General features: G+C 38.7%; 26 protein-coding genes and 1 pseudogene. 19 read left to right on the top strand and 8 right to left on the bottom strand.

What is annotated here, in order from left to right; genetic code table 11:
* Positions 1-89: 89 nt before the first annotated feature.
* From J7Q84_RS13710 to J7Q84_RS13700, 3 genes are all read right to left on the bottom strand, one after another.
* Entirely contained in the window at positions 90-1,163 is a 1,074-nt protein-coding gene (locus J7Q84_RS13710) for an alpha/beta fold hydrolase (RefSeq protein ID WP_209095137.1), read from the bottom strand.
* Positions 1,163-1,633, bottom strand: coding sequence for a hypothetical protein (locus J7Q84_RS13705; protein ID WP_209095136.1), 471 nt, complete (start codon positions 1,631-1,633; stop codon positions 1,163-1,165). Before J7Q84_RS13705 ends, J7Q84_RS13710 begins: the two co-directional genes overlap by 1 nt.
* 428 nt (positions 1,634-2,061) lie before the next feature.
* A complete protein-coding gene (locus J7Q84_RS13700) occupies positions 2,062-2,718 on the bottom strand; it encodes a TVP38/TMEM64 family protein (RefSeq protein WP_209095135.1) in 657 nt (218 codons plus the stop codon).
* 279 nt (positions 2,719-2,997) lie between these two features.
* Here J7Q84_RS13700 and J7Q84_RS13695 point away from each other — a divergent pair.
* From J7Q84_RS13695 to J7Q84_RS13665, 7 genes and pseudogenes are all read left to right on the top strand, one after another.
* Positions 2,998-3,710, top strand: a pseudogene (locus J7Q84_RS13695) (carbon-nitrogen hydrolase family protein).
* A gap of 126 nt (positions 3,711-3,836) precedes the next feature.
* Positions 3,837-4,283 (top strand): DUF3920 family protein, encoded by a 447-nt coding sequence (locus J7Q84_RS13690; protein WP_209095134.1) that lies wholly within the window; start codon positions 3,837-3,839, stop codon positions 4,281-4,283.
* A gap of 102 nt (positions 4,284-4,385) precedes the next feature.
* Complete coding sequence (locus J7Q84_RS13685) at positions 4,386-4,910, top strand: GNAT family N-acetyltransferase (protein ID WP_209095133.1); 525 nt, start codon at positions 4,386-4,388, stop codon at positions 4,908-4,910.
* 18 nt (positions 4,911-4,928) lie between these two features.
* Positions 4,929-5,159 (top strand): hypothetical protein, encoded by a 231-nt coding sequence (locus J7Q84_RS13680; protein WP_209095132.1) that lies wholly within the window; start codon positions 4,929-4,931, stop codon positions 5,157-5,159.
* A gap of 30 nt (positions 5,160-5,189) precedes the next feature.
* Positions 5,190-5,348, top strand: a complete 159-nt coding sequence (locus J7Q84_RS13675) for a hypothetical protein (protein WP_209095131.1) — start codon at positions 5,190-5,192, stop codon at positions 5,346-5,348.
* Between the two features lie 231 nt (positions 5,349-5,579).
* Positions 5,580-6,866 carry a helix-turn-helix domain-containing protein gene (locus tag J7Q84_RS13670; RefSeq protein ID WP_209095130.1) on the top strand — a complete coding sequence of 429 codons (1,287 nt, stop codon included), beginning with the start codon at positions 5,580-5,582 and terminating at the stop codon, positions 6,864-6,866.
* A gap of 60 nt (positions 6,867-6,926) precedes the next feature.
* Positions 6,927-7,349 (top strand): hypothetical protein, encoded by a 423-nt coding sequence (locus tag J7Q84_RS13665; protein ID WP_209095129.1) that lies wholly within the window; start codon positions 6,927-6,929, stop codon positions 7,347-7,349.
* Between the two features lie 226 nt (positions 7,350-7,575).
* Here J7Q84_RS13665 and katA read toward each other — a convergent pair whose 3' ends face one another.
* The gene (gene katA / locus J7Q84_RS13660; protein WP_209095128.1) at positions 7,576-9,033 is read right to left on the bottom strand and encodes a catalase KatA; all 1,458 of its coding nucleotides are present in this window, start codon (positions 9,031-9,033) and stop codon (positions 7,576-7,578) included.
* A 355-nt stretch (positions 9,034-9,388) separates the two neighbouring features.
* Here katA and ytvI point away from each other — a divergent pair, with 355 nt between their 5' ends.
* The 3 genes from ytvI to J7Q84_RS13645 all read left to right on the top strand — a co-directional run bounded on the left by ytvI (position 9,389) and on the right by J7Q84_RS13645 (position 12,398).
* Complete coding sequence (gene ytvI / locus J7Q84_RS13655) at positions 9,389-10,420, top strand: sporulation integral membrane protein YtvI (protein ID WP_209095127.1); 1,032 nt, start codon at positions 9,389-9,391, stop codon at positions 10,418-10,420.
* Between the two features lie 126 nt (positions 10,421-10,546).
* On the top strand, positions 10,547-11,947 hold the full coding sequence (locus J7Q84_RS13650) for an MFS transporter (RefSeq protein WP_209095126.1): 1,401 nt from the start codon (positions 10,547-10,549) through the stop codon (positions 11,945-11,947).
* Positions 11,948-11,993: 46 nt separating this feature from the next.
* Positions 11,994-12,398, top strand: coding sequence for a GNAT family N-acetyltransferase (locus J7Q84_RS13645; RefSeq protein WP_209095125.1), 405 nt, complete (start codon positions 11,994-11,996; stop codon positions 12,396-12,398).
* Positions 12,399-12,416: 18 nt separating this feature from the next.
* On the opposite strand, the gene J7Q84_RS13640 is transcribed toward J7Q84_RS13645, so the two are convergent.
* Entirely contained in the window at positions 12,417-12,788 is a 372-nt protein-coding gene (locus J7Q84_RS13640) for a VOC family protein (protein WP_209095124.1), read from the bottom strand.
* Positions 12,789-13,016: 228 nt separating this feature from the next.
* Between J7Q84_RS13640 and J7Q84_RS13635 the strand changes: the two genes are divergently transcribed.
* A complete protein-coding gene (locus tag J7Q84_RS13635) occupies positions 13,017-13,754 on the top strand; it encodes a GNAT family N-acetyltransferase (protein WP_209095123.1) in 738 nt (245 codons plus the stop codon).
* 43 nt (positions 13,755-13,797) lie between these two features.
* Here J7Q84_RS13635 and J7Q84_RS13630 read toward each other — a convergent pair whose 3' ends face one another.
* Together J7Q84_RS13630 and J7Q84_RS13625 are read right to left on the bottom strand one after the other, a co-directional pair.
* Positions 13,798-13,947 (bottom strand): hypothetical protein, encoded by a 150-nt coding sequence (locus J7Q84_RS13630; RefSeq protein WP_209095122.1) that lies wholly within the window; start codon positions 13,945-13,947, stop codon positions 13,798-13,800.
* A gap of 105 nt (positions 13,948-14,052) precedes the next feature.
* Complete coding sequence (locus J7Q84_RS13625; RefSeq protein WP_209095121.1) at positions 14,053-14,964, bottom strand: aminoglycoside phosphotransferase family protein; 912 nt, start codon at positions 14,962-14,964, stop codon at positions 14,053-14,055.
* A gap of 139 nt (positions 14,965-15,103) precedes the next feature.
* Between J7Q84_RS13625 and J7Q84_RS13620 the strand changes: the two genes are divergently transcribed.
* From J7Q84_RS13620 to J7Q84_RS13610, 3 genes are all read left to right on the top strand, one after another.
* Entirely contained in the window at positions 15,104-15,412 is a 309-nt protein-coding gene (locus J7Q84_RS13620; protein WP_209095120.1) for an MTH1187 family thiamine-binding protein, read from the top strand.
* A 22-nt stretch (positions 15,413-15,434) separates the two neighbouring features.
* Entirely contained in the window at positions 15,435-15,680 is a 246-nt protein-coding gene (locus J7Q84_RS13615; RefSeq protein ID WP_209095119.1) for a YusU family protein, read from the top strand.
* Between the two features lie 273 nt (positions 15,681-15,953).
* Positions 15,954-16,871, top strand: a complete 918-nt coding sequence (locus tag J7Q84_RS13610) for a proline dehydrogenase family protein (protein ID WP_209095118.1) — start codon at positions 15,954-15,956, stop codon at positions 16,869-16,871.
* A 214-nt stretch (positions 16,872-17,085) separates the two neighbouring features.
* Here the strand turns inward: J7Q84_RS13610 and J7Q84_RS13605 are convergent, their stop codons facing one another.
* Positions 17,086-17,232: a YuzL family protein gene (locus J7Q84_RS13605; protein ID WP_209095117.1), complete on the bottom strand. Its 147-nt coding sequence runs from the start codon at positions 17,230-17,232 to the stop codon at positions 17,086-17,088.
* A gap of 192 nt (positions 17,233-17,424) precedes the next feature.
* Here J7Q84_RS13605 and J7Q84_RS13600 point away from each other — a divergent pair, with 192 nt between their 5' ends.
* The 5 genes from J7Q84_RS13600 to gcvH all read left to right on the top strand — a co-directional run bounded on the left by J7Q84_RS13600 (position 17,425) and on the right by gcvH (position 23,945).
* Positions 17,425-19,815: a 3-hydroxyacyl-CoA dehydrogenase/enoyl-CoA hydratase family protein gene (locus tag J7Q84_RS13600; RefSeq protein WP_209095116.1), complete on the top strand. Its 2,391-nt coding sequence runs from the start codon at positions 17,425-17,427 to the stop codon at positions 19,813-19,815.
* A 12-nt stretch (positions 19,816-19,827) separates the two neighbouring features.
* A complete protein-coding gene (locus J7Q84_RS13595; RefSeq protein ID WP_209095115.1) occupies positions 19,828-21,003 on the top strand; it encodes an acetyl-CoA C-acetyltransferase in 1,176 nt (391 codons plus the stop codon).
* A 29-nt stretch (positions 21,004-21,032) separates the two neighbouring features.
* Positions 21,033-22,817 (top strand): acyl-CoA dehydrogenase family protein, encoded by a 1,785-nt coding sequence (locus J7Q84_RS13590; RefSeq protein WP_209095114.1) that lies wholly within the window; start codon positions 21,033-21,035, stop codon positions 22,815-22,817.
* Between the two features lie 326 nt (positions 22,818-23,143).
* Positions 23,144-23,500, top strand: coding sequence for an arsenate reductase family protein (locus J7Q84_RS13585; protein ID WP_209095113.1), 357 nt, complete (start codon positions 23,144-23,146; stop codon positions 23,498-23,500).
* Between the two features lie 61 nt (positions 23,501-23,561).
* On the top strand, positions 23,562-23,945 hold the full coding sequence (gene gcvH / locus J7Q84_RS13580) for a glycine cleavage system protein GcvH (protein WP_209095112.1): 384 nt from the start codon (positions 23,562-23,564) through the stop codon (positions 23,943-23,945).
* Positions 23,946-24,025: the final 80 nt, after the last annotated feature.

Here is a 24,025-nt window from a genome sequence, read left to right as displayed (position 1 = left end):
AGCGATACAGGGGGATGTATTTTTATATACACGATTTGTATATGCGTGGTAATACAGAAAATATATTTTGGCTACCTCCTATCTTTCATTTATTTTTCGTTTAAGTCATTAATAAGCCCTGATCGTGAAGATAACCAATCATTCAGATAATCAGGCAGATTACCGTTAGCTGCATTGATAGCATGGCCTCCTGTAATGATGTGATACGTCTTATCTTCACTTGAAACCGCATCTATTAGTGAGGAGCTTAGCTCTTTTGGAACTAATCGGTCACCGTTTGCACAAAGGACGAGTAGGTTTGCTTGTATATTAGCCAAATCAACAATTTGATCACGAATAACCATTTCATTTTTTATAAGCTTATTGTCTTTCCCGATATCATTTAGCAGTTGCTTCATAGCCGCACCAGTAAACGGAATATGTCCATCAACCCAGTATTTAAAACGGCGCCATCTTTCTACGTATTGTTCATCATATGCACGGTTAAGAAGTGACAAATAAGGGGTGAAATAAATTGGTGAAGAAACAAACCGCAGTCCTGATTTCATGAAGCTTGCTGGGATAATTCCATAAGCATCGATAATCGGTTCGAAATCTATGTTGCCTTCCCTGAGTGCCTGAGCCCACTTATCTAGAATAGGGACGACACTAACGTCAATCGGTGAAACGGAAAGAATGAGGTTTTTGATAGGCTCTTCAGCAAGGGCCGTATATATGGTTGCAAGTGTTCCGCCAACACAATAACCGATTATTGTAATTTCTTGAGCATTGGAATGGCGCAGCACCCGTTTGACTGCCTGCTGGATATAATCGAAGATATAGTTATCTATAGAAATATCTTTATCTTCATAGCCGGGAATGCCAAAGTCTAGTAAATATACGTCATATCCGCTATTAACAAATGCTTCAATCATACTGGAGCCTTTTTCTAAATCGAGAATAAAAGGCTGGTTAACAAGAGAATATACGAGGAATAAGGGCACAGTATATTTTTTTTGCACAGCGGGGTAATACCATACTGTTGCCTTGTTCTTTTTCCAAATCCATTGCCGGAGGGTTACGCCCTCTTTAATACTCGGATCCAATGGTGTCAATGCATTAAAAAAATTCTTCCAGCGTGTGTACTCTTGCTCCAGTTCTGATGAAGGGGCATGTTTTTCCATTATTGTTCCTCCGTAGTATTCTTTGTCGAGGGAAGAGGAGCGTTTATTTGAGAGAAAACGTTCATTATCAGCTGGCTTTGAATTTCTTTTAACCTATTATGCGATGGTTTTAATGGTAGAAAAGATCTTGTTATTTCTTCATTCGGCAGGTGTTGTTTCAATTCTTCAACAGAATCCATTAAATATAAAATATGTTCCTCCATCATATCGAGCTTTTCTTCTACTTGGATAATGAGCTTTGCGATATTGGCTGCATCTGTCTTTGTAGGGAAATTAAATTGAACTGATAAGATTTCTATAAGCTCATGCAGCTGCTTAATTGTATTGGAGTGAGACTGAGCTTGGGCAGTAACGAACTCAAAAATCTCTTCTTTATTTACTTGATTGTGAATCAGCTCATTGGCTTGTTGCTCCAATTGGAACCCCAGTTTTTTTAAAGTGTTATAGAAATCTATAGTATTGTGGGACATTTTTTCCATCCTTTCTTTTTATAAATGTAAAGCATGTTACGTGTGATGTGTTTTACATACTGATAAACTTGTCCAATTACACCGATAGCTGTTTCCTGTTCGATTATATTGAGGTGGTATAGTGTTAGGGGGATTAGACTGCTTTGTAGAGAGTTGGTTGTATAGTTGTGCTTTAGTATCTGGACAGCGTTGCTGTTGGCAGTCAGTTCGCAATACTGGATAAATAGCAGTTTGGAGTTGGACAAGGTATCAATAATAGTATAAGTACATCAAAGTGGAAAAGTGTCTAAAATGAGTTGTTTGCCTTAGCCTATTTTCCTCCGTATGAACAGGGCTTTTATCCTCCTTTTTCTAGAGGAACAGCCTGTCCCCATTAAAAGAAAGAGAGCAGGCTGTTTTGTGAACTGTTTTTTTGTAGTAATGAGAGATTAAATGGTATGCTCCTGTGCCTCTAGACGATGCTTATTCCGTTTTTTTCTGTTGATTGATACTGCAATACATAAGAAAATGAGGATGGCTCCCATCACAATTCCCCACGCTGGTGAGTGGATTAATGTTTTTCCAAAGAATGTATACAGTAAGATAATAGGAATATTGCCGGCTAATACAGTCATAATAAATTTTCCATATTTCATCTTCATTGATGCTGCAACAAAGCAGGCTGCGTCTGTAGGTGCCATTGGGCTTGCGACAACCAGAAATAAATATTTCGATTGATTTTTTTCCATAGCAAGATATACTTGTGGATACTTTTTAGAAATATAACGATGAACTGGAGAGTCTGCAAAGTGTCTGGCGATAATATAAATAATGGTTTCTGCAAGGAACATACTGCAAAATGCCATTGGAATACTTTCCAGCGGTGAAAAGATAATACCCCCTGCTACAATAAAAACGGAACTCGGAATAAATAGTAATAAACGGCTTGTAAATAATAAAATAAAAACGATATAAGCATACGATTGTACACTTTTCACGAGGTGCTGTAACTCTTCTATACTCATATTTGTAAAACCAAGTTTATAGGCAAATCCAAACATCATTATCCACACGAGCATAAGGATAACCGGCCAGAGTTTTTTCATTGCTATTCTCCTTTTTTATGAAGGATTCGTTATTTTGAGTATATAAAACAAAACTTAAAACATTCTTGATACAATTCTTAAGATTTCTTAAGAAGCGTTCTTTTAGATAAAGAAGTATAGGGAAAGGAGCTATCTGCTTGCAGATTTAATGGTGATTGGATACCTTATTTTGTATCGATAGAGGAATAAAAGAAATTATCGGCCTCAATTATTGTGTATTTTACTTCGGATGCTGAAGCTGACTTTGTTGTGTTTCCTGAGATTTTTACAACACAGCTTATGTCATTTTTATCAGAAAGGTCCCCTAGTTTGGCTGTACAGCGTATTACAGAATATACGACAGAGTATATTAATCTGTTTACAGAGCTTGCTGTTCGATACGATGTCAACATCATCGGCGGTTCTCACTTTGTAGAAGAGGGAGAGCATATTTATAATATTGCTTATTTATTTAGAAGGAATCGAACGATTGAAAGCAGTATAAAATCCATATCACACCGAATGAGCGTAAGTGGTGGGAGATTACCCAAAGTGATCGAGTCCGAGTATTTGATACCGATTGCGGAAAAATTACCATTCAAATTTGCTATGATATTGAGTTCCCAGAACTTGCCCGCATTGCAACTGATATGGGAGCGAAAGTCATTTTTACGCCATTCTGTACGGAAGATAGGCAAGGATATTTGCGCGTACGTTATTGTGTACAAGCGCGTGCTGTTGAAAATCAAATATATACGGTTATTGCAGGAACGGTAGGAAACCTGCCGGAAGTAGAAAATATGGATGTTCAATATGCACAATCTGCCATTTTTGCGCCGTCTGATTTTGAATTTGTACGAGACGGCATGGTAGGAGAGTGTAATCCTAATATTGAAATGGTCATTATAGGTGATGTGGACCTCGAAATTTTACGAAGACAGCGTCAGTCTGGTACAGTACGTCAGCTGAAAGACCGTCGCCACGAGGTGTATGCGATAAAATACAAGAGATAATGAAATAAGAAGGTATGTGTTTACCTTGTTTCTAGTATAGTTCCCTGCAAAAAGTGAAATAACAGTACTAAAACATCTAAGTGTACTATACACCTATATAAAAGAGATATGGAAGGGAGAAAGGAAATGCAATTCCCATTTCAAAGAGTGTTTCAGCAAGCAGGTCTTTGGTATGTGCTGGATGAGGAATTTCCGTGGGATCTCCATAAGTTACAACAAGATATCTTTTCACTAATGATGGAACGGGAGGTACGTGTATTATTTTGTGATACATGTGATGCTAATGCTATTTTATCCGTCTTGGGAGAAGAAGAAGAGGAATTTTTGTATCCGCTTTCTGGATTATATCATCCGGGAGCACGATTGATTTTTGTGTTTCAGTGGGAGGAATATGAGGTACTTTTGGGAACATTGCTGCATGAACTACGGCATGATATGCAGTTTGAAGAGAAAACGATACGGGATGTATTTTATAAGGAACGCCGGTTGAATTACGAAGAGCGCTGGATTGAGAAGGATGCGCAGCTTTTTGTAAAGAATACAATGGAACAATATTATAAAAAAGAAGCGTAGAGTTGGTCTACTATGCTTCTTTTTTACTGTTTCAGCTCTGTCTTTCCGTCTTTCATATATCATGATAGAATGGTTAAAATTTATTGCTAGGGGATGAAACGTATGAGGCATGTGTTTTTAACGAAACCGATTATGGAATTACAGGACGAGTATCTATCATTTTATACGGAATGGAAAGAAAGCAGAGAAACAATGGTGCCATGGGTCATTAGTAAGGACCCTTCCGATTTTCAAGGGATGCTTCAGTCTTTGCTTGATTCTGAAAAAGGAGAAAATCTTCCAAGCGGATGGGTGCCAGATTCTACCTTCTGGCTTGTAAATGAGGATAAAAGAGTACTCGGAGTAGTGAATATTCGCCATACATTAACGGAGAAACTTTTGAATTGCGGTGGTCATATCGGATACGGAATACGTCCTTCAGAAAGGCAAAAAGGCTATGCAACAAAGCTGCTTGCATTAGCATTAGAAAAAGCTAAGGAATTAGGAATTAAAAGAGCTCTTGTTGTGTGCGATGAGACGAATATAGGATCTGAGAAAACAATTATAAACAACGGTGGTGTGCCAGATAGAAGTTATGAGGAAGAAGACGGGAATGTTGTGAAGCGGTTTTGGATTGCATTACAATAGCTAATGCAATATGAAGCAATGGAAATATCTTTATATGATGGAACTTCAGATTCATCCTTGAAGCTCTTCAGCATTAAATCTGGTCAACTATTCGTTGATGGGAAGAAAAAAGAAAAATTAGAACTAACGGTAGCACCTATTACGTTAACAGGTGTAGTGTATGATGGAAAGAAAGTAGTTCAAGAGGGGGCTGTGTCTATTGTTTCTCTTGATAAAGACGGGAATGAACTGCAAGGTTACTGGGGTTGAATCGATTTTGATGGCAGCTTCAAATTCCGTTTGCCAGATGGTAAGTATAAAGTCATAAACGTAGGCTTATTTGATGGAAGCATAGTGCAGTTTGATAAGCTGTTTACTATCCAATCAGGGAAAATTATGGTTGGCGGAAAGCAAGTTGATCATATGAATTTGAACTTGCAAGAAGGAGTTAGAGAGTAAAGGTAAATAAATGCGTTTGAACATATTCGTAAGTTGCAGCTGGCTCTTGTGATTAACACCGTTCTTATCTTTGGATAGATAAGAGCGGTGTTTTTTATTTTTAGGAAGGGAGCATATGAGCGGTGGCTGTATAAAACTTCATTTTTTATTAAGTGAAAATATTCAGAAAATAATGTATGATATTTATATCTTTTATATTTCCTATTGATACTTAGAAAGCGGGTGAATTGAATGAACGCCTCTTTATTTCAAGAGATTCAACATTATATGGAAATGAAGCAATGGAGTAAAACGGATTTAGCCAATCATTCAGGTATCCATATTAGTGAAATCAGCCGCATTTTCAATCATAAGCACCCTCTTTCTTTACGCTGTTTGGATGCAATTACGAATGCACTTGGGTTAGCGGAAGGTGCGTTGTATTCCTGTTATATAGAGGAGTGCTTCAATGAGAAGGGTCATTTGGATAAACGGAGAGGCAGCCAGTTTTTATACAAATGTGCGGCTGAAAAGTATAAAGAACTATGTGATGAAGTGTTAACTATAATGTTAGAGGAAAAATTGAAAACAATACGCAATAAAAATTTAACCTACATATTTTCAGTTGCTGAACAGCTGTTTCAAGAAGGGAAGGAACGAGAAGCATTGCGGTTATATGAGGTTATTATTGAAAGTATGCCGGATCGTTTTTCTGAGCAGGTAGCCATCAGTTATTTCAGGCGCTTTTATATTGTAAGACTTACTGAAAAAGCAGAGCATGCATTGGTGCAAGTGTTAGAACACATGGCATATATTCCGGAAGACATAAGGAAAGAGGCTGTCATGTGGGTGATGGCTATGTATTATCGACGCGAGGAATGGCTTGAGGTGCTGCATTACGCAGAAAGACTGGAACGTATGACAGGTGAAGGAGAGTACTATGCTCGAGCCATTATGTATAAAGGATTTGCGCTAACGCGTCTTGGCGCTTCCATTGAAGAAGTATTAGCTCTTACCGATCAATATGCAAAAGTAGATGATTTTTTCGCTGATATGGCTATAGGAAACCGTTATGTTACGCTGTTAGATTACGGTTATTTAGAATATGTGGATGAGTATTTAACATGGTTAGAAGAGCGAGCCGATATTTATGTTGGATTACCAAGAGTTTTGGAAGCTTATGTGCACTTAAATCGTTTAGACGATGCGTCGCGGCTGCTAGATAAATTTCGGCATGTAATTGAAGATATGGCTGTAAGCAAGGAGCCTTGGCTAAAGGAAAAGATGTACTTAGATTTTCGTTATGCATATGCTTTGTATCAATGTAAAAGGAGTCTTTTTTCAGAAGGGATAACTACGTTACTCGATGTAGCTTATGCAGCGTATAACATTAGAAATATGGAACGGTTTCATAAATGCTTGTTATCCTTTTGGAAATACAGATATGATGCAGCCCCTCATCAAGAAGAGCAATATATACAATTACTCAGTATAAGTGAATCTCGTAAAAATCGTACATTTAACTTCCTCAAGTTATGAGATAGGTCCGCTAAAATAGTTAAGCAGTGTTTGGGGAAACTAGCAACGAGGTGTTGCTAAATGATAAAACGAATAGCAATAATGCTGATAGCTTTGTTAATCATGGTGCCCCCTGTTACGGCTGAAGGCAAGAGGGTTGAAATCTTCGATATTAAACAAAAACGTGTTATTCAGTTTGTAGAAAGCAGTCCAGATATACAAAAAGAAGCAGAGCGCTTTTTGAAGGGGATTACTGACATATACAAAAAGTTTGATCCTATCCCGGCTGAAGGATATATGATTCGTATCCCGCTTGAGCCTTCTGTGATGGTGCAAAACCAATGGATGGATGCCCTTGTTAATGAAGTCGTTGTTATTTTTCCAAAGGAAGGAACACCATTTTTACTAGTGTTTGATGATGAAAATACGACCTATTTTTTTATCTTTAATGAAGATACAGATGCGTTGTTGCGCTATTTAAAGTTTAATCCAAAGACCTTGTGATGAGGTCTTTGTTCGTTGTTTTTACGATATTTGTTTCTTCTGAAAAAGGTTTTTATTCGCTGTGACAAATTTCTTTAGTTTGATACCGCATTTGCATAATATACTGTGCTTCAGAACCTTAATTTTCGATCCACATGCTGGACATAAAGTATGTGTCATTGACTTTCTCCTTTTTTATTTATTAAGCAGGTATCCGTTTAAGAGAAGATGGATACCTGCTTAGCATTTATTTAACTTCTTGTGGAACAGAAAGGCTGAGTCCTTCTGCTACACGTGTTCCGTACTCACAATCTGCCTTGTAAAAATGCTCAATCTGGCGCAGTTTAATGTCTGCTTTTGTTACAGGCTTCATAGCTTCGACAATAGTATGAACGAGACGAGTACGCTCTTCTTCACATAACAGGCGATATAAATCTCCTGCCTGAGTATAATGATCATTTTGGTCATATGAAACACTGTCAGCTATACCGGAGACGGGGAAGGATGCAGGCTTATTTGTAGGTGATTCTTTCGGCCCGTTGAAGCTGTTTGGATCATAATAGATAGCACCGCCGCCATTGTTGTCAGGTCGCATTTGGCCGTCACGCTGGTGATTATGAACTGGTAATTGCGGACGGTTAATTGGCAGAAGGTTGTGATTCGCGCCAACACGATAACGGTGTGCATCTGCATAGGCGAACAGACGGCCTTGCAGCATCTTATCAGGCGATACTTCAATGCCTGGAACTAAGGTGCCGGGAGAGAATGTGGCCTGTTCTACTTCAGCGAAATAATTCTCCGGATTTCGGTTCAACACCATTCGGCCAACTTCAATTAAGGGATAATCCTTTTGTGACCACACCTTAGTCACATCAAACGGATCAACGCGATACGTATTCGCATCCTCTAACGGCATGATTTGAACGTATAGCTTCCAAGCTGGAAAATCCCCGTTTTCAATGGCAGTAAATAAATCTTCTGTATGATAATCGGGATTTTCACCGGCAATTTTTGCTGCGACATCCGCTGTTATATTTTTAATGCCTTGTTCTGTTTTAAAGTGATATTTAATCCATACCCCGTCTCCATCAGCATTTACCCATTTGAATGTATGGCTTCCAAAGCCATGCATATGACGCAATGTAGCAGGGATGCCGCGGTCAGACATAAGGATAGTTACTTGGTGTAAGGATTCAGGTGACAGTGACCAGAAATCCCACACCGCATCCGGATTTTTCAAGTGAGTGACAGGGTGGCGTTTTTGTGTATGGATAAAGTCTGGGAACTTAATTGCATCACGAATAAAGAAAACAGGGGTATTGTTGCCTACTAAGTCATAATTTCCTTCTTCTGTATAGAACTTCACGGCAAATCCGCGAGGGTCGCGTACTGTATCAGCAGAACCGTTCTCGCCGGCTACTGTAGAAAAGCGAACGAATAGAGGTGTACGTTTACCTACCTCTGATAAGAATGCAGCTTTTGTGTATTTCGTTATATCGTTAGTAACCTCAAAGTATCCATGTGCTCCTGCTCCTTTCGCATGCACGACACGTTCAGGGACACGTTCTCTATTGAAGTGTGCCAATTTTTCTAAAAGGTGAACATCCTGCAGCAGCGTTGGTCCGCGTGAACCGGCTGTCATTGAATTTTGGTTATCTCCAACTGGAGCTCCCCAGCTGGTCGTAAGATTATTTTTATTACTCATAAATAGCACCACCTCATTTTTAATATAAACAAATGATAACATTTATCAAAATAAAATCAATACTTTTTTATAATTATTATAATTTAAAAGACATTTTAATCAATTGAAAACCATTGAATTGTAACGTAGTGGTGTATGTAAATGTGAGGAAAGGGGGCATCATAGCAGGAGCTCTTCTTCCTAAGGGAATACGAATGAAAAATACCATTCATTTTATGGAAATTTATGATAAAATAGCGAAAGTACATATATCCTAAGAATAGGGGATATAAAGCCATAGCGAATTGCTTATTATCTCTATATGTAAACGTAGTAAACCAATTGTTGAAATATAGTAAAAGGGAGAGCGGCTTCTGTGTGGAAAAAGTGGATTATTGTTGCTGTATTTGTACTTATCGTAATTTTGCTGTTACCTTATAGTTTACCGATTGTGTTTGCATTGCTTACTGCCGTTTTTCTGGATGGGATTGTGAGATTGTTTCAGCATAAATTTGGATTTAGACGTATTTATGCGGTCTTATCGACATTTCTTTTATACTTGGCTTCCTTAGCGTTGCTCAGCTATTTTCTAGTAAATACCATTTTCCAACAGCTATTAACGTTATCAAAGAAACTGCCGGCTTTTTCCACAGAATTATATATGACTGTTATTGTACCAACTATTAGCAAGTGGAAGGATTATTCTGAGACATTGCCGGGAAATGTTCTATATTCCATTGAACGCAACTTAGAAAATGCAGTAAACTCCTTAGATACGTACGTTAGAGCTCTTGTGGAGTATATTATTGGATTCGCTACGACTATACCTGCATTTTTGCTGGAGTTTCTTATTTATTTAGTGGCATTGTTCCTCATTAGCTTAGAACTGCCTAGACTAAAAGAGAAGGTAGAGGCACATTTGAATGAAGAGACAAAGAAAAAGCTTTATTTGGTAGCAAGTCAGCTCAGTAAAGCAGGTGTTGGATTTATTAAGGCGCAAATTTTCTTAAGCTTGCTTACCTTTGTGATGGCATATATCGGACTATGGTTTTTAAATGTGCCTTACACCGCTTTACTATCATTGTTGATTGTTGTAGTGGATATCTTGCCTATCTTGGGAACTGGATCCGTTCTAGTGCCATGGGCGGTTGTTGCGATTTTGCAAGGTCATGAACATTTAGGAATTGGCTTAATAGTGATGTTTATTATCATAACCATCATTAGAAGAACTGTAGAGCCGAAAGTAATGTCCTCTAACATGGGTATTTCACCATTGGCAGCACTAGTCAGCTTATATATTGGTTTTAAGATTTTGGGATTTATCGGATTGTTCCTTGGTCCAACTCTTGTTATTTTGTATGATGCGTTAAAAAATGCAGGTGTCATTAAGTTTAAATTTAAAATCTAATGTTGAAGGCAGCTCCTTTTCTTTGATGGAAGGGAGCTTTTTTGTATCTGCATAATATAGGCTGAAAAATGAAAATAAAACAAAAGGCAATACTAAAAGGAAACAAAAGGGCAAGGAGTTTATCTTATGGGTACGCATACTGCAAAAGGAACACTGTTATCCGAAGAAAAACAGGTAAAACAAAATTGGAAAGAGCGTCGTACTTTTTTTTTGATAGCAGTATCTTCAGGTACGCTGTTAAACCCGTTGAATTCATCGATGATTTCTATGGCTCTCCACAGTATCCAGCATGCATTTGCATTGTCGTTCACCACTGCTTCTTGGGTGATTTCCGCTTTTTATCTAGCCAGTGCGATTGGACAGCCTCTTATGGGGAAGCTAGGAGACGAATTTGGAAGAAAGACAATCTTTTTGAGCGGCCTTATCATTGCGGCTATCGCTGCGGTTAGTGCCCCCTTTTCCGCCACGTTTGCAGTACTTGTTACGGTACGAATACTGCAGGCAATTGGCACGAGTGCGATTTATCCATCTGGAATGGGGCTCGTGAGGGAGCATATCCAAAAAAGACAAGCCTCAGCCTTAGCTGTTATTTCTATCTTCTCATCGGTGACAGTAGCGCTAGGTCCATCCATTGGTGGTTTTTTAATCGTTTGGGGTGGATGGCCAGCTATTTTTCTTATTAACCTTCCATTTATTATCATCAGTTTTCTGTTAGCGTGGTTAATTTTTCCGAAAGATAAAAAAAGAGTGAGTAGAAAGCTTTCTGAGACTATTCGTTATTTAGATATTCCTGGTATTTTGTTATTTGGGCTAGCCATGATGCTGCTGCTTTGGTTTTTACTATCATTTAAAACAAAAATACATTATGTTTCCGGTATATTTGGTATCGTATGTGCTACTGCTTTTATTAGGAGGGAGCTGCGGGTAGAAGAACCCTTCATTAATGTACGTATGTTCCGTGATCATATGTCGTTAACATGGGTAAATGTATTGTTTATTGTATTGAACGTTTACAATTATGCACTGTTGTTTGCTTTGCCAACTTATTTTCAAGATGAGCTTAAGTTAAGTATAGAGATAACAGGAATGTTGATGTTATTTATTTCTGGGTTTGGTATTATTGTTTCACCGCTTACAGGAAAATGGGTAGACCGTTCTGGAATTATGCCACCGCTGCTATTAGGGTCATGCTGTATGCTGGCAGGAGCCCTATTATTGACTTTTTTCTTTCATCATGTAACCGTGTATACCATTATTCCGGCCTTATCTGTTATGGGAATGGGATATGGATTTAATAATGTCAGTCTGCAGTCAGCTATGCTACGGGCAGCTCCTCCTGATGAAGTAGGTGTAGCTTCTGGATTATTTCAGACTTCACGTTATATGGGTTCTATTTTTTCTTCTGTCCTTCTTGGACTTGTATTTGGTAAAGATGTGAATCCATCTAATCTTCAATTGCTGGGAGCCATTTTAATTGCCGTGGCATTGTTCAGTATATGGATGAGCTTTCGGTTTTCTAAGTTGTAAAAAGGGGTGCTATTCTTGTTATATTAATATCAAATCGGCAGGAAGTATGTATAGAATTGAACACGGTACACCGAACAGAGAAGACTACATAAGGATAAGAAAAGAAACTGGATTAAGTGAAAAAAGCAAAGAGGTAGCTGAGGCTGGATTAAAGAACACTATTTTTGCTGTTTCTGTATATGAAAAGGATATTCTTGTAGCAATGGGAAGGGTGATTGGGGACGGCTGTTGTTTTTTAAAAATTGTTGATATCGCTGTGCAACAAGCTCTTCAAGGTCAAGGAATTGGAAAGAAGGTCATGAACGAGCTTGTTACATATCTTCACACGAATGCACCAAAGAGCGCTTATATTTCGCTTATAGCTGACAACCCGACAAATAAGCTGTATGAAAAATTCGGTTTTCAATATGTGTATCCCGATTCGCATGGAATGTATATCAAAATAGAATAGAATCGACAAAAGGATGTTCTACAGCTCTTTTTCCAAAAATTCAATCCGATTATTGAAGGGGTCGCGGAAGGAAAAGCGTATTATTCCGGGAATTGGTTTCTCTTCTTTTGTTTGCACACCATGTGCTTCCAAGTAAGAGCGAGCAGCTAATATATTTTCAATTTCAAATGCGGGATGGCACTTGCTGTTATAGCTTTGCATGTTTTCTACTCCAATATGAAGCTCTGCATTCCTGGCTTCATACCACAGTCCCCCGTTTTCTTTTAGAGATGCTGGTTTTTCAATTTCAGTAAAGCCCAATACATCTGTATAAAAAGAACGGGCTTCTGCTTCTTTTCCAAAAGGAATGCAAATTTGTATATGATGAATTCGCTTAACGCAGATTTTCATAAGTTCCCTCCTTTTGATTAATACCCTACTCCTACTGTACACTGAAGTTGTTCTGAGGGGAAATCGAGATTTTTTAAGAGTGATTATAAGAAAAGCTTATTACTTTGCTTGAAATCTGTCTTTTCTGTTAGGGCAAAGTCCATTTTTTATAATTGGGATGGTATGTAAGTAAGAGGAAGCTACATTATGGGATGAAGAGTGTAATGGTCGAAACAGGAGGATATAAAAATGTTAGTAGATAAAATAATAGAATGCGAAAAGAATTTTCCAGAAATACAATCGAAAGTGATAGAAAAACCGTATGGAAAAATCTTTTATGATAAGAATAATCCTTTATCTTATGACAGTAATCATGCTGTTATCAATGAAGGGGCGGACTTTGCATTCGCGGTTGAGGATGTTATTAATTTTTACAAGGCGTTAGATTTAACTCCACGGGTATATACATTCACCAAAAATAAAAACGCGGTTGGACAATATTTAAAAAGTAAAGGGTTTAATCAATCAATTGAGGAGATTTGCTTTTTTGTTCAAAAAAATAAACACCTAATTGATACTGCTAAGACTATTGATGTTAAAAGAATAAATTGTATGGATGAAGAAATATATGAATTATACAGCTCTGATGAAGAACAGGGTGAATGGGGTTATAAAGCCTTGATGCAGTGTATGGGTAAAGAAAACTTTTATTTGTTTGGAGGATATAAAGGTAGAAATCTTGTTTGTACAGCATCACTATATAAGCAGCATGACATTTCGAGAATCAATGACGTATTTACTAAGAAAGATGAAAGAGGGAAGGGATATGGCAGTCAATTAATTAATTTTATAACGGATTTTAATCATAAGACTCTAAAAACGATAAGTTATTTGTATGCGACCAATCCTAATGCGATAAGTGTATACAAAAAGGCTGGATATGAGGAAATGGACGCTATTACGAGAGGATACTACTGGATAGAATAAAAGTGCAAGGCAAAAAGCTTGAGGGTGTCCTCAAGCTTTTTGATTATGATGGGTCCACTTCATCATAAGAAAGGGTAACTACTTTTGTATATTCCCCTCTTTCTACTTCTTCTTCCGTTGCGCTTTGTCTTAGTTCTTGCTGATCACTCATGCCGGGAGCGATGGTCGGTTCGTTTTTTGTCTGCTTTCTCATGCGTATGCACTCCTTTCACTTAAAACATTCCCGTTTGGAAACGAAAGTATGTTAAAAATGAAGAATGCCTTGGGGGATTGGTCAAAATAATTTTTATGTAAAAAATTATTTCTTTTTTAGTAATTCATCAAACATATTAGCAATATTTATTGTATTTTCCCAACCGTAGCCGTGGTCTTCTATGGACCACCAGGAAGATAAGATACAGTGGCAAAGCCCCCAACTCAGCATTCGTTCCCGGTCTAATTGCAGCTCTGAGGAGAGCTGGTCTATGCGCTGCCGTAATATCGCCTTTGGATTAGGGTGATTTAATAAATGATTTCGTAAGTATGCTACTGTTTCATACTCTGCTTCCCCAATTACGCCTTTTGGGTCGATAGCAAGCCAAGGCTCCCGATTGGCAGAGAGAACGTTGTCGTGATGAAGGTCGCCATGCAGTAAAAGAGGAGAAGAGATGGACGCAATAAGCTGCGGAAAAAGAGATTCCGCTTTTTCAACTAATTGTTTTGGAAAAGGTCCCGTTCCGCCTTCAAAATAAATGCGCATCCGTTCAAGACCCTTTGCCCAGTTTGAAATAGCCGGAAAGGAATGCTGCTTTGGCTCCTGTTTCCATAATTGTTTCATTACTTGTCCTATTAGCGATGTTGCGTGTTCTTCATCTGTTATACTTGCCAATGATTGTCCCGGTGTGAGCTTTTCTAGGAGCATAGCTCCTTTTTCAGTATCGCAAGCAAGCGGTCTTACTATCCCTTTCCCATCGTATTGTCGAAGTGCGTGTGCTTCGTGTGAAAATTCAAGGCAAGGAACACCGAGTTTTAATACAGCTTCTGTTCCATTGGTACAGAGAACGGGAATTACGTAATTATATGTTAAATTGGGAAAAGGATCTTGGATTTTCAGTGACCAGCGCGTTGCACAGTCTTCGAGCAAAAGTGGGAGTTCATTAAGCCATTGCTTTCCTTTTTCAGCAAAAATTTCGACTGTACTACGGGCAAATTGTTCAGGAATGTATACCATAACGAAACACCTCGCTTATATATATTTCCATTATTTGTTATTTTTTGTATTGTGTAAAGGGAAAGAAATCAAATGTGGGACATTGGTTTACAAGCTTTGTGATACAATAAGGATGAATTTTACATAGGAGGGCATTCACATGGCAATTGTAGATATTACTATTATTCCAATAGGAACAGAAACACCAAGTGTAAGTCAATATGTGGCAGACATTCATAAAGTGCTGGAAAAGAACGCGCATCGCGTAAAATATCAGCTTACTCCTATGAATACCATTATGGAAGGCGAGCTGCCGGTTTTATTTGAAGTCATTCAAGAAATGCATGAGGTGCCGTTTACAAAGGGTATTCAACGTGTTGCAACAAATCTTCGCATCGATGACCGCCGCGATAAGGAAAGCAGTATGGAAAAGAAGCTAAAGTCTGTGCAAGAGAAGCTGAGTGAGTAAGAACAATACTAGGGGGATGGAGATGGAACAAACCTTTCAACAGCAATTTGACGGCTTGCTGGAAAAATATACAGAATTGCTTCTGGGGACAAGTAATGAAGAATTAAAAGAAAAAGTACAAATGTGGGCGCTCTATTCCCATATCGCTAAATCTATGCCTGCCCTCGCTAAGCATTGGAATGAAACGTATCCAGATGCGAAAGCAGAAATGGTTAATCTTGTTGCAGAAATTAAACAATTGAATGATGCACACCGGAAGAAGAAATAACAACAAAGCTGTTGAGAATTCTCAACAGCTTTGTTGTTATTTTGATGGTGAAATTTACTTTAAGATATAACGTAAAATGTACATAGAAATACATAAAATAAAAAGTGAAAGATAGCAATATTTGTTTGTGTCAAAAAATGTCTAATGGTGATATAATCTATTAGGATAAATCGGGAGGTTCTTTCCGATTTGACTTCCGCTCTCAAAACAGAGATCCACTCGGCAGAAGAGCGGAGTAAAAATTATGAATATTACAGCTAGGGGTGGAAGTACATGGAACAATTAATGCGTGATTCTTTTTTGTTTTTATCTAAAAACAAAGCGCTAACAAAACTTGCTAAGCGCTACGGATTGCGTTTTGGTGCGGGGCGCTTTGTAGCAGGGGAAACTATTGAGCTAGCCGTACAAGCTATTAAGGATTTGAATAAAAAGGACCTCGCCGTTACGATCGATTATTTAGGGGAATTCGTGGATAACGAGCAAGAAGCAATTGAAATGGCTGAGGGATCGATCACAGCTATTAAAGCAATCGGAAGAGAGAAGCTGAACTCCCAATTGTCATTAAAAATGACTTCTATGGGACTTGATATCTCAGAAGAGCTTGTAATGTCCAACATGCGCCGCATTTTAGACGCAGCTACAGAGAACGGAGTATTCGTGACAATTGACATGGAGGACTATTCTCGTTGTCAAAAAACAATCGATATCTTCAAGCAGTTGAAATCTGAGTACGATAATATTGGAACTGTTATTCAAGCGTACCTGTATCGTACAGAGAAGGATATCGAGGATTTAAATGCATATAAACCAAATCTTCGTCTTGTAAAAGGAGCGTACAAAGAGCCTGAAGAGGTAGCGTTCCCTGAGAAAAAAGATGTGGATGAGAATTTTAAAAAAATCATTAAAATGCATTTGTTAAATGGCAACTATGCTGCAGTCGCAACTCACGATGATGCGATGATTGAATATACAAAGCAAATTGCAAAAGAATACAATATTCCAAGGGATCAATTTGAATTCCAAATGCTGTACGGTATCCGTCCTGAACGTCAGCTTGAACTGGTTAAGGAAGGCTATAAAATGCGCGTATATGTTCCGTACGGAAACGATTGGTACGGCTATTTCATGCGCCGTTTAGCAGAACGTCCAGCAAACGTAGCATTTGTATTAAAAGGAATGTTGAAAAAATAAGACATGTTCTTGCTGCCGCAGCGAATAAAGCTGCGGCAGTTTTTATTTGGAGTGAAAAGCTGAAGAACTAGATCCAATATTTAATGAGCTTGCACTAATCTAACACTGTATTCTGGATTGGTGTTCGGATTTGTATAAAAAAAGCCCCAAAACTGAGCGGATTAGCATGCTTAGTTTTGGGGCTTTTTGCATGATAAATTGTTCTACTACAATATCACTTTTCGCCCATATTTTGTTTCTTGTATTGCTGATTGTTTCCTTGACGTCCTTTTTCTGTACCGCGATCAACAGGTCCTGCTTGACCTGTTACACTTGCAGCACTGACACCAGCTTTGGATGGATTTTTTTTGACTTTTGCCATAATCGTATCACACCTCCCTGCGTGTAGAATGCCCAGAGAACAGCAGTTTTATGAATTCTGTTAATTTTTATTTTTAAATATATTGCGAAAATTTAAAAAATAACATATATTTAATAGTAGAGAACTCGATTTGAAATGAGTTTGTCCGAAAATTGAATGAGTATTCATTCAATAGACAAGGGGGAGAATAGAATGATCCAAGGAATTAAAAAGGCGGCAGTGCTAGGTTCCGGCGTCATGGGATCTGGTATTGCTGCACATCTAGCAAATATCGGAATTCCAACACTATTATTAGACATTGTACCAAGACAACTTACAGCAGAAGAAGAAGCAAAAGGCCTTACATTACAGGACAAACAAGTTCGTAACCGCTTTACGCAAACTGCTTTGCAAAAACTGTTAAAGCAAAAGCCGGCTCCTCTTACTTCAAAAGAGAATCTTGCTTTGCTTGAGGCAGGAAACATGGAAGACGATATGGATCGTCTGAAAGATGTCGATTGGATTATTGAAGTTGTTGTAGAAAACTTAGATGTGAAAAAGCAAGTATTTGAGCGTGTGGATGCCTTCCGTAAACCGGGAAGTATCGTCAGCTCTAACACATCTGGAATTTCAATTGAAAAGATGGCAGAAGGTCGTTCCGAAGATTTTAAAAAGCATTTCCTAGGGACGCACTTTTTTAACCCTCCTCGTTATTTAAAGCTTCTAGAAGTGATACCAACAAAAGATACTGCTCCTGAGATTTTCAACTTCATGAAACAATTTGGTGAAGATGTACTTGGTAAAGGTGTGGTTGAAGCGAAAGATACACCAAACTTTATTGCCAATCGCATTGGTACTTACGGTTTATTAGTCACATTGCAGGAAATGCTGCGAAATGGCTACAGCGTTGGAGAAATAGACTCTGTGACTGGTCCGTTAATTGGTCGTCCAAAAAGTGCTACATTCCGCACATTGGATGTAGTCGGATTAGATACATTCGTTCATGTTGCGAATAATGTATATGAAAATGTACAAGAAGCAGAGCGAGATGTATTCCAGGTCCCGGCATTTATGCATGTGATGCTGGAAAACAAATGGCTTGGAAGTAAAACAGGTCAAGGCTTTTTCTTAAAGCAAGGAAAAGACATTTTAGAGCTGAATGTAGATACATTGCAATATGAACCACGCAAAAAATTAAAAGCGGCCTCTATCGAGCTAAGTAAACAAGAAAAAGGACTAGTTAATAAATTGAAAGCGCTTGTATACGCAAAAGATCGTGGGGGACAGCTGTTGTGGAATATTTTAATACCAACACTGCTGTATTCTGCAAAATTAAACAAAGAGATTGCTGATAACATCGTGGCTATCGACAATGCATTAAAATGGGGATTTGGCTGGGAGTTAGGTCCGTTTGAAACATGGGATGCTATCGGTGTTCGCAAGTCTGTTGAAAAGATGGAAGAATCTGGTCTGACAGTTCCTTCATGGGTAAAAGGAATGCTGTCTGAAGGTCATGAGTCCTTCTATAAACGTGATAATGGAGCTGTATATTTCTATGATAATGGTGAGTATAAGCTCCTAGAACAAAACAAAAAGGTTATTAATTTACAGCAATTAAAAGAAACAAATGGTGTTATCAAGAAAAATACAGGTGCTAGTGTAATAGATTTAGGTGACGGAGTCCTTGGTTTAGAGTTCCATTCACCGAACAATGCAATCGGCATGGATATCATTCAAATGATTAATTTTGCTGTAGATGAAGCAACACGTAAGCCGCAGTATAAAGGAATTGTTATCGGTAACCAATCCAAAAACTTCTGCGTAGGAGCCAACCTTGCAATGATTTTAATGGAAGCGCAAGATGAGAACTACTTTGAAGTTGAGTGGGTGGTAAAGCAATTTCAAGATGCTATGATGAAAATCAAATACAGCCAAAAGCCTGTTGTAGCAGCTCCGTATGGTATGACACTCGGCGGCGGCGCAGAGATTTGCTTGCCGGCAGCAAGCATCCAGGCATCCAGTGAAACATATATGGGCTTAGTGGAAGTGGGCGTAGGTTTAATTCCAGGTGGCGGCGGAAACAAAGAGCTTTATATTAAGCATTTAGAAGCAATGCCAAAAGGAATTGAGTTTGATCTTCAAAAGGTTGCGAATAAAGTGTTCGAAACTATCGCGATGGCGAAAGTATCAACGTCTGCGCAAGATGCGTTCACGAACAACTTTTTAGGACAAAAAGATGCAATCAGCGTAAATGGTGATCACTTATTGTATGATGCCAAACAAAAGGTTATCGAACTGTTTGATGCAGGTTACAAGCCGCCTGTACGTAAAAAGGTACCGGTAACAGGAGAACCTGGTTATGCGACATTGGTGCTTGGTGCACAAGCAATGCACTTATCCGGTTATATTTCTGAGCATGACTTGCATATTGCGAAGAAGCTTGCGTATGTTATCTCCGGCGGTAAAGTGCCGTATGGAACAGAAGTTGATGAGCAATATTTACTTGATATCGAGCGTGAAGCATTCTTAGGGCTAGTGAGTGAAATGAAATCACAAGCACGTATGCAGCACATGTTAGTAAAAGGAAAGCCATTACGTAACTAAGGGGGAGAGACCATGAGAGAGGCTGTTATCGTTGCAGGAGCTAGAACACCTGTCGGAAAAGCAAAAAGAGGATCTTTGGCAGCTGTGCGTCCGGATGATTTAGGAGCATTGGTTGTAAAAGAAACGTTAAAGCGTGCAAATAACTATGAAGGTAATATTGATGACTTGATTTTTGGCTGTGCTATGCCAGAGGCGGAGCAAGGTTTAAATATGGCGCGCAATATTGGTGCGCTCGCAGGACTACCGCATACTGTGCCTGCTATTACTATTAATCGTTACTGTTCATCTGGCCTGCAAAGTATCGCGTTCGGCGCTGAGCGCATCATGCTTGGTCACTCTGATGCAGTAATTGCCGGCGGGGCAGAATCCATGAGCTTAGTGCCGATGATGGGGCATGTTGTTCGTCCGAACAGCCGCCTTGTTGAAATGGCACCTGAATATTACATGGGCATGGGACATACAGCAGAGCAAGTAGCGGTAAGATACGGTATTAGCCGTGACGAGCAAGATGCATTTGCTGTTCGCAGCCATCAGCGTGCAGCGAAAGCGTTGAAAGAAGGAAGATTTGCAGATGAAACAGTTCCTGTTGATGTAACACTTCGTTCTGTGGGGGCTGATAATAAATTACATGAAAAAGCGTTTCGCTTTTTGCAAGATGAAGGGGTTCGTGAAGATACAACTGCAACGGTTCTTGGTAAATTAAGACCTGCATTCAATGTACGTGGCTCTGTAACAGCGGGGAATTCTTCACAAATGAGCGACGGAGCAGCTGCAGTTTTATTAATGGATCGTGAAAAAGCGCAAAATGAAGGCTTACAGCCACTTGCGAAATTTCGTTCTTTCGCAGTAGCGGGCGTCCCACCAGAAGTGATGGGAATCGGTCCGGTTGCAGCTATTCCAAAAGCGTTGAAGTTAGCTGGTTTAGAGGTTTCTGATATTGGTTTGTTTGAACTGAATGAGGCTTTTGCATCCCAGTCTATCCAAGTTATTCGTGAGCTTGGATTAGATGAAGAGAAAGTAAACGTAAACGGAGGGGCGATTGCGTTAGGTCATCCGCTTGGATGTACGGGTACCAAGCTGACATTATCCCTTGTTCATGAAATGAAACGTCGAGGCGAGCAATTTGGTGTGGTTACGATGTGTATCGGCGGCGGTATGGGAGCAGCGGGAGTATTTGAATTATTGTAAGATAACTATTCTAATAGGAGGAATCCAAAATGAAAAAAACAATTGGAAATGCAGTTAAAGGTGGGAGCTTTTTAATTGAGGATATTTCTTTTGAACAGGTATTTACACCAGAAGACTACACTAATGAGCATAAATTGATTGCAAAAACAACAGAAGATTTCGTGGTAAATGAGGTATTACCAGAATTAGAGTATTTAGAAAAACACGAATTTGAGCGTTCTGTACGTCTGTTAAAAGAAGCTGGCGAATTAGGCTTGTTAGGTGCTGATGTGCCAGAAGAATACGGCGGCATTGGCTTAGATAAAGTCAGCTCCGCGTTAATTGCTGAAAAATTTTCTTTAGCAGGCGGTTTTGCAATTTCTCATGGTGCTCACGTAGGTATCGGTTCTCTTCCAATCGTGTTATTTGGTAATGAGGAACAAAAGCAAAAATATCTTCCTGCATTAGCAACAGGTGAAAAATTGGCAGCATATGCTTTAACTGAGCCTGGTTCCGGTTCGGATGCTTTAGGAGCAAAAACAACAGCACGCTTAAATGCAGAAGGTACTCATTACGTACTGAACGGTGAAAAGCAATGGATTACAAACTCTGCATTCGCTGATGTATTTGTTGTATATGCAAAAGTAGATGGAGAGCATTTCACTGCATTTATCGTTGAACGTGATTTCCAAGGGGTTTCTACAGGTCCGGAAGAAAAGAAAATGGGGATTAAGTGTTCTTCTACTCGTACGTTAATTTTAGAAGACGCACTAGTACCGAAAGAGAATGTATTAGGTGAAATCGGAAAAGGTCATGTGATTGCGTTTAATATCTTAAATATTGGCCGTTATAAGCTAGGTGTAGGTACAGTAGGTTCTTCTAAGCGTGCAATTGAAATCTCTGTACAATACGCAAACCAACGTCAGCAATTTAAACAGCCGATCTCACGCTTCCCGTTAATTCAAGAGAAGCTTGCAAACATGGCGACTAAAACTTATGCGGCAGAAAGCTCCATCTATCGTACAGTAGGGCTATTTGAGAACCGTATGAGCACGTTGACGGATGAAGAAGTAAAGAATGGTAAAGCTGTAGCAGAGTCTATTGCAGAATATGCAATTGAGTGTTCGTTAAATAAAGTATTCGGTTCTGAAGTATTAGATTATGTAGTTGATGAAGGTGTACAAATTCACGGTGGATACGGATTTATGGCAGAGTACGAGGTTGAAAGAATGTACCGCGACTCTCGGATCAACAGAATCTTTGAAGGAACTAACGAAATCAATCGTTTGATTGTTCCAGGTACATTCCTTCGTAAAGCAATGAAAGGTGAGCTTCCATTATTACAAAAAGCTCAGCAAATTCAAGAAGAATTGATGATGCTTTCCCCGCAAGAAGTAGGCGATGGTCCGCTTGAGCAGGAGAAATATCTTGTACAAAATGCTAAGAAAATAGGGTTAATGATTGCTGGATTGGCTGTACAAAAGTATGGTAAAGCATTAGATAAAGAGCAAGAAGTACTTGTGAATATTGCTGATATCGTAAGTAACTTATACGCTATGGAATCTGTTGTATTACGTACGGAAAAAGCAATCAAAACAGCTGGTTTAGAAAAGAGCAAGCAAAAGCTTCTTTACACACAAGTATTCTGTCAAGAAGCATTTAATGAAATTGAAGCTCATGCAAAAGAAACTTTAATCGCAGTTGAAAGCGGAGATGTGTTACGCATGATGCTTTCTGCACTACGTAAATTTACTCGTCACACTCCGATTAACGTAATTGCGAAGAAGCGTGAAATCGCTGTGAAGCTGTTAGAAGAAGAAAAGTACACTGTTTAATAAAACTAACTCCCTGCACGGTGCGCAACGTGGAGGGGGTTTTTATTATAGAAAGAGAGTAGTGTAAACTAAAACGGTAGAGCATTACAATTTTTTGTATCTATAATGAATTCAATCAAACGTTTGTTTAAACTATTTGTCGAGTGGCTTTTTTAATACTGGTAACGGGATACAGTATTTAATCAAACGTTTGTTTAAATTTTTTGTGGTATTTTGGAGGATAAAAAATACGAACAAAGAAAATATAATACTGTTTAGCATTCGCTTCTAGTGAAAAAAATAATAGTCTGTGCTACAATAGAGAAGAAAGACAAGTTGGTGATAATATGACAGTGATGATGTATTGGTATCCAAAGTGTGGCTCGTGCCAAAAAGCGAAAAAGTGGTTTGAAGCACATAATGTTGCCCTTGAAGCGGTGCACATTGTAGAGAATCCGCCTTCAAAAGAACTGTTGAAGGATTTTTATGAAAAAAGTGGATTAGAATTAAAGAAATTTTTTAATACTAGCGGTATAAAATATCGCGAGCTCGGCATAAAGGATAAGGTGAAAACCGCGACTGAAGACGAGCTGTTGGAGTTATTGGCTTCTGATGGTATGCTGATTAAACGTCCAATAATCACGGACGGGAAGCGTATAACAGTAGGATTTAATGAAGAACAATTTGAAAAAGCTTGGCTCTAAACTTGGGAAAGTACCATTTGGTATTTATATAACATTCACACTTTTTGGAGGGGACAATAGCATGAGCATTCCTAAAGAATTGCGTTATTCAGAAGAACATGAGTGGGTAAAAGTTGATGGCAACAAAGTATCAGTGGGTATCACTGACTTTGCGCAACACGAATTAGGAGACATCGTTTTCGTTGAGCTTCCTGAAGTGGGTGCTGAAATCCAAGCAAACGAACCGTTTGGCAGCGTAGAATCTGTTAAAACAGTTTCTGAATTATATGCTCCTGTAAGCGGGAAAATTGTTGAAATCAATGAAAACCTTAACGACAGCCCTGAGCTTGTTAACGAATCTCCATATGAAAACGCATGGATGATTGTAGTTGAGTTAAGCAATGAAAGCGAATTGGAAGGCTTATTAACAGCTGAACAATACGAAGAAATGATCAATCAGGACTAATGGTAAAAAGAAACAGCATATTTTGTGCTGTTTCTTTTTTTTATCTCGTAGTAACATCAAGGGGTTAAAGAATCAACTTA

Source organism: Bacillus sp. 165, assembly GCF_017742235.1.
Taxonomy (GTDB): Bacteria; Bacillota; Bacilli; order Bacillales; family Bacillaceae_G; genus JAGHKQ01.
Note: the sequence above shows the minus strand (reverse complement) of the source record. Positions and strands in the feature narration are given on the sequence as shown.

Bases quoted from the DNA above. Each gene is read 5' to 3' on its own strand.
- J7Q84_RS13710 (WP_209095137.1), bottom strand. From the start codon at position 1,163: ATGGAAAAACATGCCCCTTCATCAGAACTGGAGCAAGAGTACACACGC.
- J7Q84_RS13705 (WP_209095136.1), bottom strand. From the start codon at position 1,633: ATGTCCCACAATACTATAGATTTCTATAACACTTTAAAAAAACTGGGG.
- J7Q84_RS13700 (WP_209095135.1), bottom strand. From the start codon at position 2,718: ATGAAAAAACTCTGGCCGGTTATCCTTATGCTCGTGTGGATAATGATG.
- J7Q84_RS13690 (WP_209095134.1), top strand. From the start codon at position 3,837: ATGCAATTCCCATTTCAAAGAGTGTTTCAGCAAGCAGGTCTTTGGTAT.
- J7Q84_RS13685 (WP_209095133.1), top strand. From the start codon at position 4,386: ATGAGGCATGTGTTTTTAACGAAACCGATTATGGAATTACAGGACGAG.
- J7Q84_RS13680 (WP_209095132.1), top strand. From the start codon at position 4,929: ATGGAAATATCTTTATATGATGGAACTTCAGATTCATCCTTGAAGCTC.
- J7Q84_RS13670 (WP_209095130.1), top strand. From the start codon at position 5,580: ATGAACGCCTCTTTATTTCAAGAGATTCAACATTATATGGAAATGAAG.
- J7Q84_RS13665 (WP_209095129.1), top strand. From the start codon at position 6,927: ATGATAAAACGAATAGCAATAATGCTGATAGCTTTGTTAATCATGGTG.
- katA (WP_209095128.1), bottom strand. From the start codon at position 9,033: ATGAGTAATAAAAATAATCTTACGACCAGCTGGGGAGCTCCAGTTGGA.
- J7Q84_RS13650 (WP_209095126.1), top strand. From the start codon at position 10,547: ATGGGTACGCATACTGCAAAAGGAACACTGTTATCCGAAGAAAAACAG.
- J7Q84_RS13645 (WP_209095125.1), top strand. From the start codon at position 11,994: ATGTATAGAATTGAACACGGTACACCGAACAGAGAAGACTACATAAGG.
- J7Q84_RS13640 (WP_209095124.1), bottom strand. From the start codon at position 12,788: ATGAAAATCTGCGTTAAGCGAATTCATCATATACAAATTTGCATTCCT.
- J7Q84_RS13635 (WP_209095123.1), top strand. From the start codon at position 13,017: ATGTTAGTAGATAAAATAATAGAATGCGAAAAGAATTTTCCAGAAATA.
- J7Q84_RS13630 (WP_209095122.1), bottom strand. From the start codon at position 13,947: ATGAGAAAGCAGACAAAAAACGAACCGACCATCGCTCCCGGCATGAGT.
- J7Q84_RS13625 (WP_209095121.1), bottom strand. From the start codon at position 14,964: ATGGTATACATTCCTGAACAATTTGCCCGTAGTACAGTCGAAATTTTT.
- J7Q84_RS13620 (WP_209095120.1), top strand. From the start codon at position 15,104: ATGGCAATTGTAGATATTACTATTATTCCAATAGGAACAGAAACACCA.
- J7Q84_RS13615 (WP_209095119.1), top strand. From the start codon at position 15,435: ATGGAACAAACCTTTCAACAGCAATTTGACGGCTTGCTGGAAAAATAT.
- J7Q84_RS13610 (WP_209095118.1), top strand. From the start codon at position 15,954: ATGGAACAATTAATGCGTGATTCTTTTTTGTTTTTATCTAAAAACAAA.
- J7Q84_RS13605 (WP_209095117.1), bottom strand. From the start codon at position 17,232: ATGGCAAAAGTCAAAAAAAATCCATCCAAAGCTGGTGTCAGTGCTGCA.
- J7Q84_RS13600 (WP_209095116.1), top strand. From the start codon at position 17,425: ATGATCCAAGGAATTAAAAAGGCGGCAGTGCTAGGTTCCGGCGTCATG.
- J7Q84_RS13595 (WP_209095115.1), top strand. From the start codon at position 19,828: ATGAGAGAGGCTGTTATCGTTGCAGGAGCTAGAACACCTGTCGGAAAA.
- J7Q84_RS13590 (WP_209095114.1), top strand. From the start codon at position 21,033: ATGAAAAAAACAATTGGAAATGCAGTTAAAGGTGGGAGCTTTTTAATT.
- J7Q84_RS13585 (WP_209095113.1), top strand. From the start codon at position 23,144: ATGACAGTGATGATGTATTGGTATCCAAAGTGTGGCTCGTGCCAAAAA.
- gcvH (WP_209095112.1), top strand. From the start codon at position 23,562: ATGAGCATTCCTAAAGAATTGCGTTATTCAGAAGAACATGAGTGGGTA.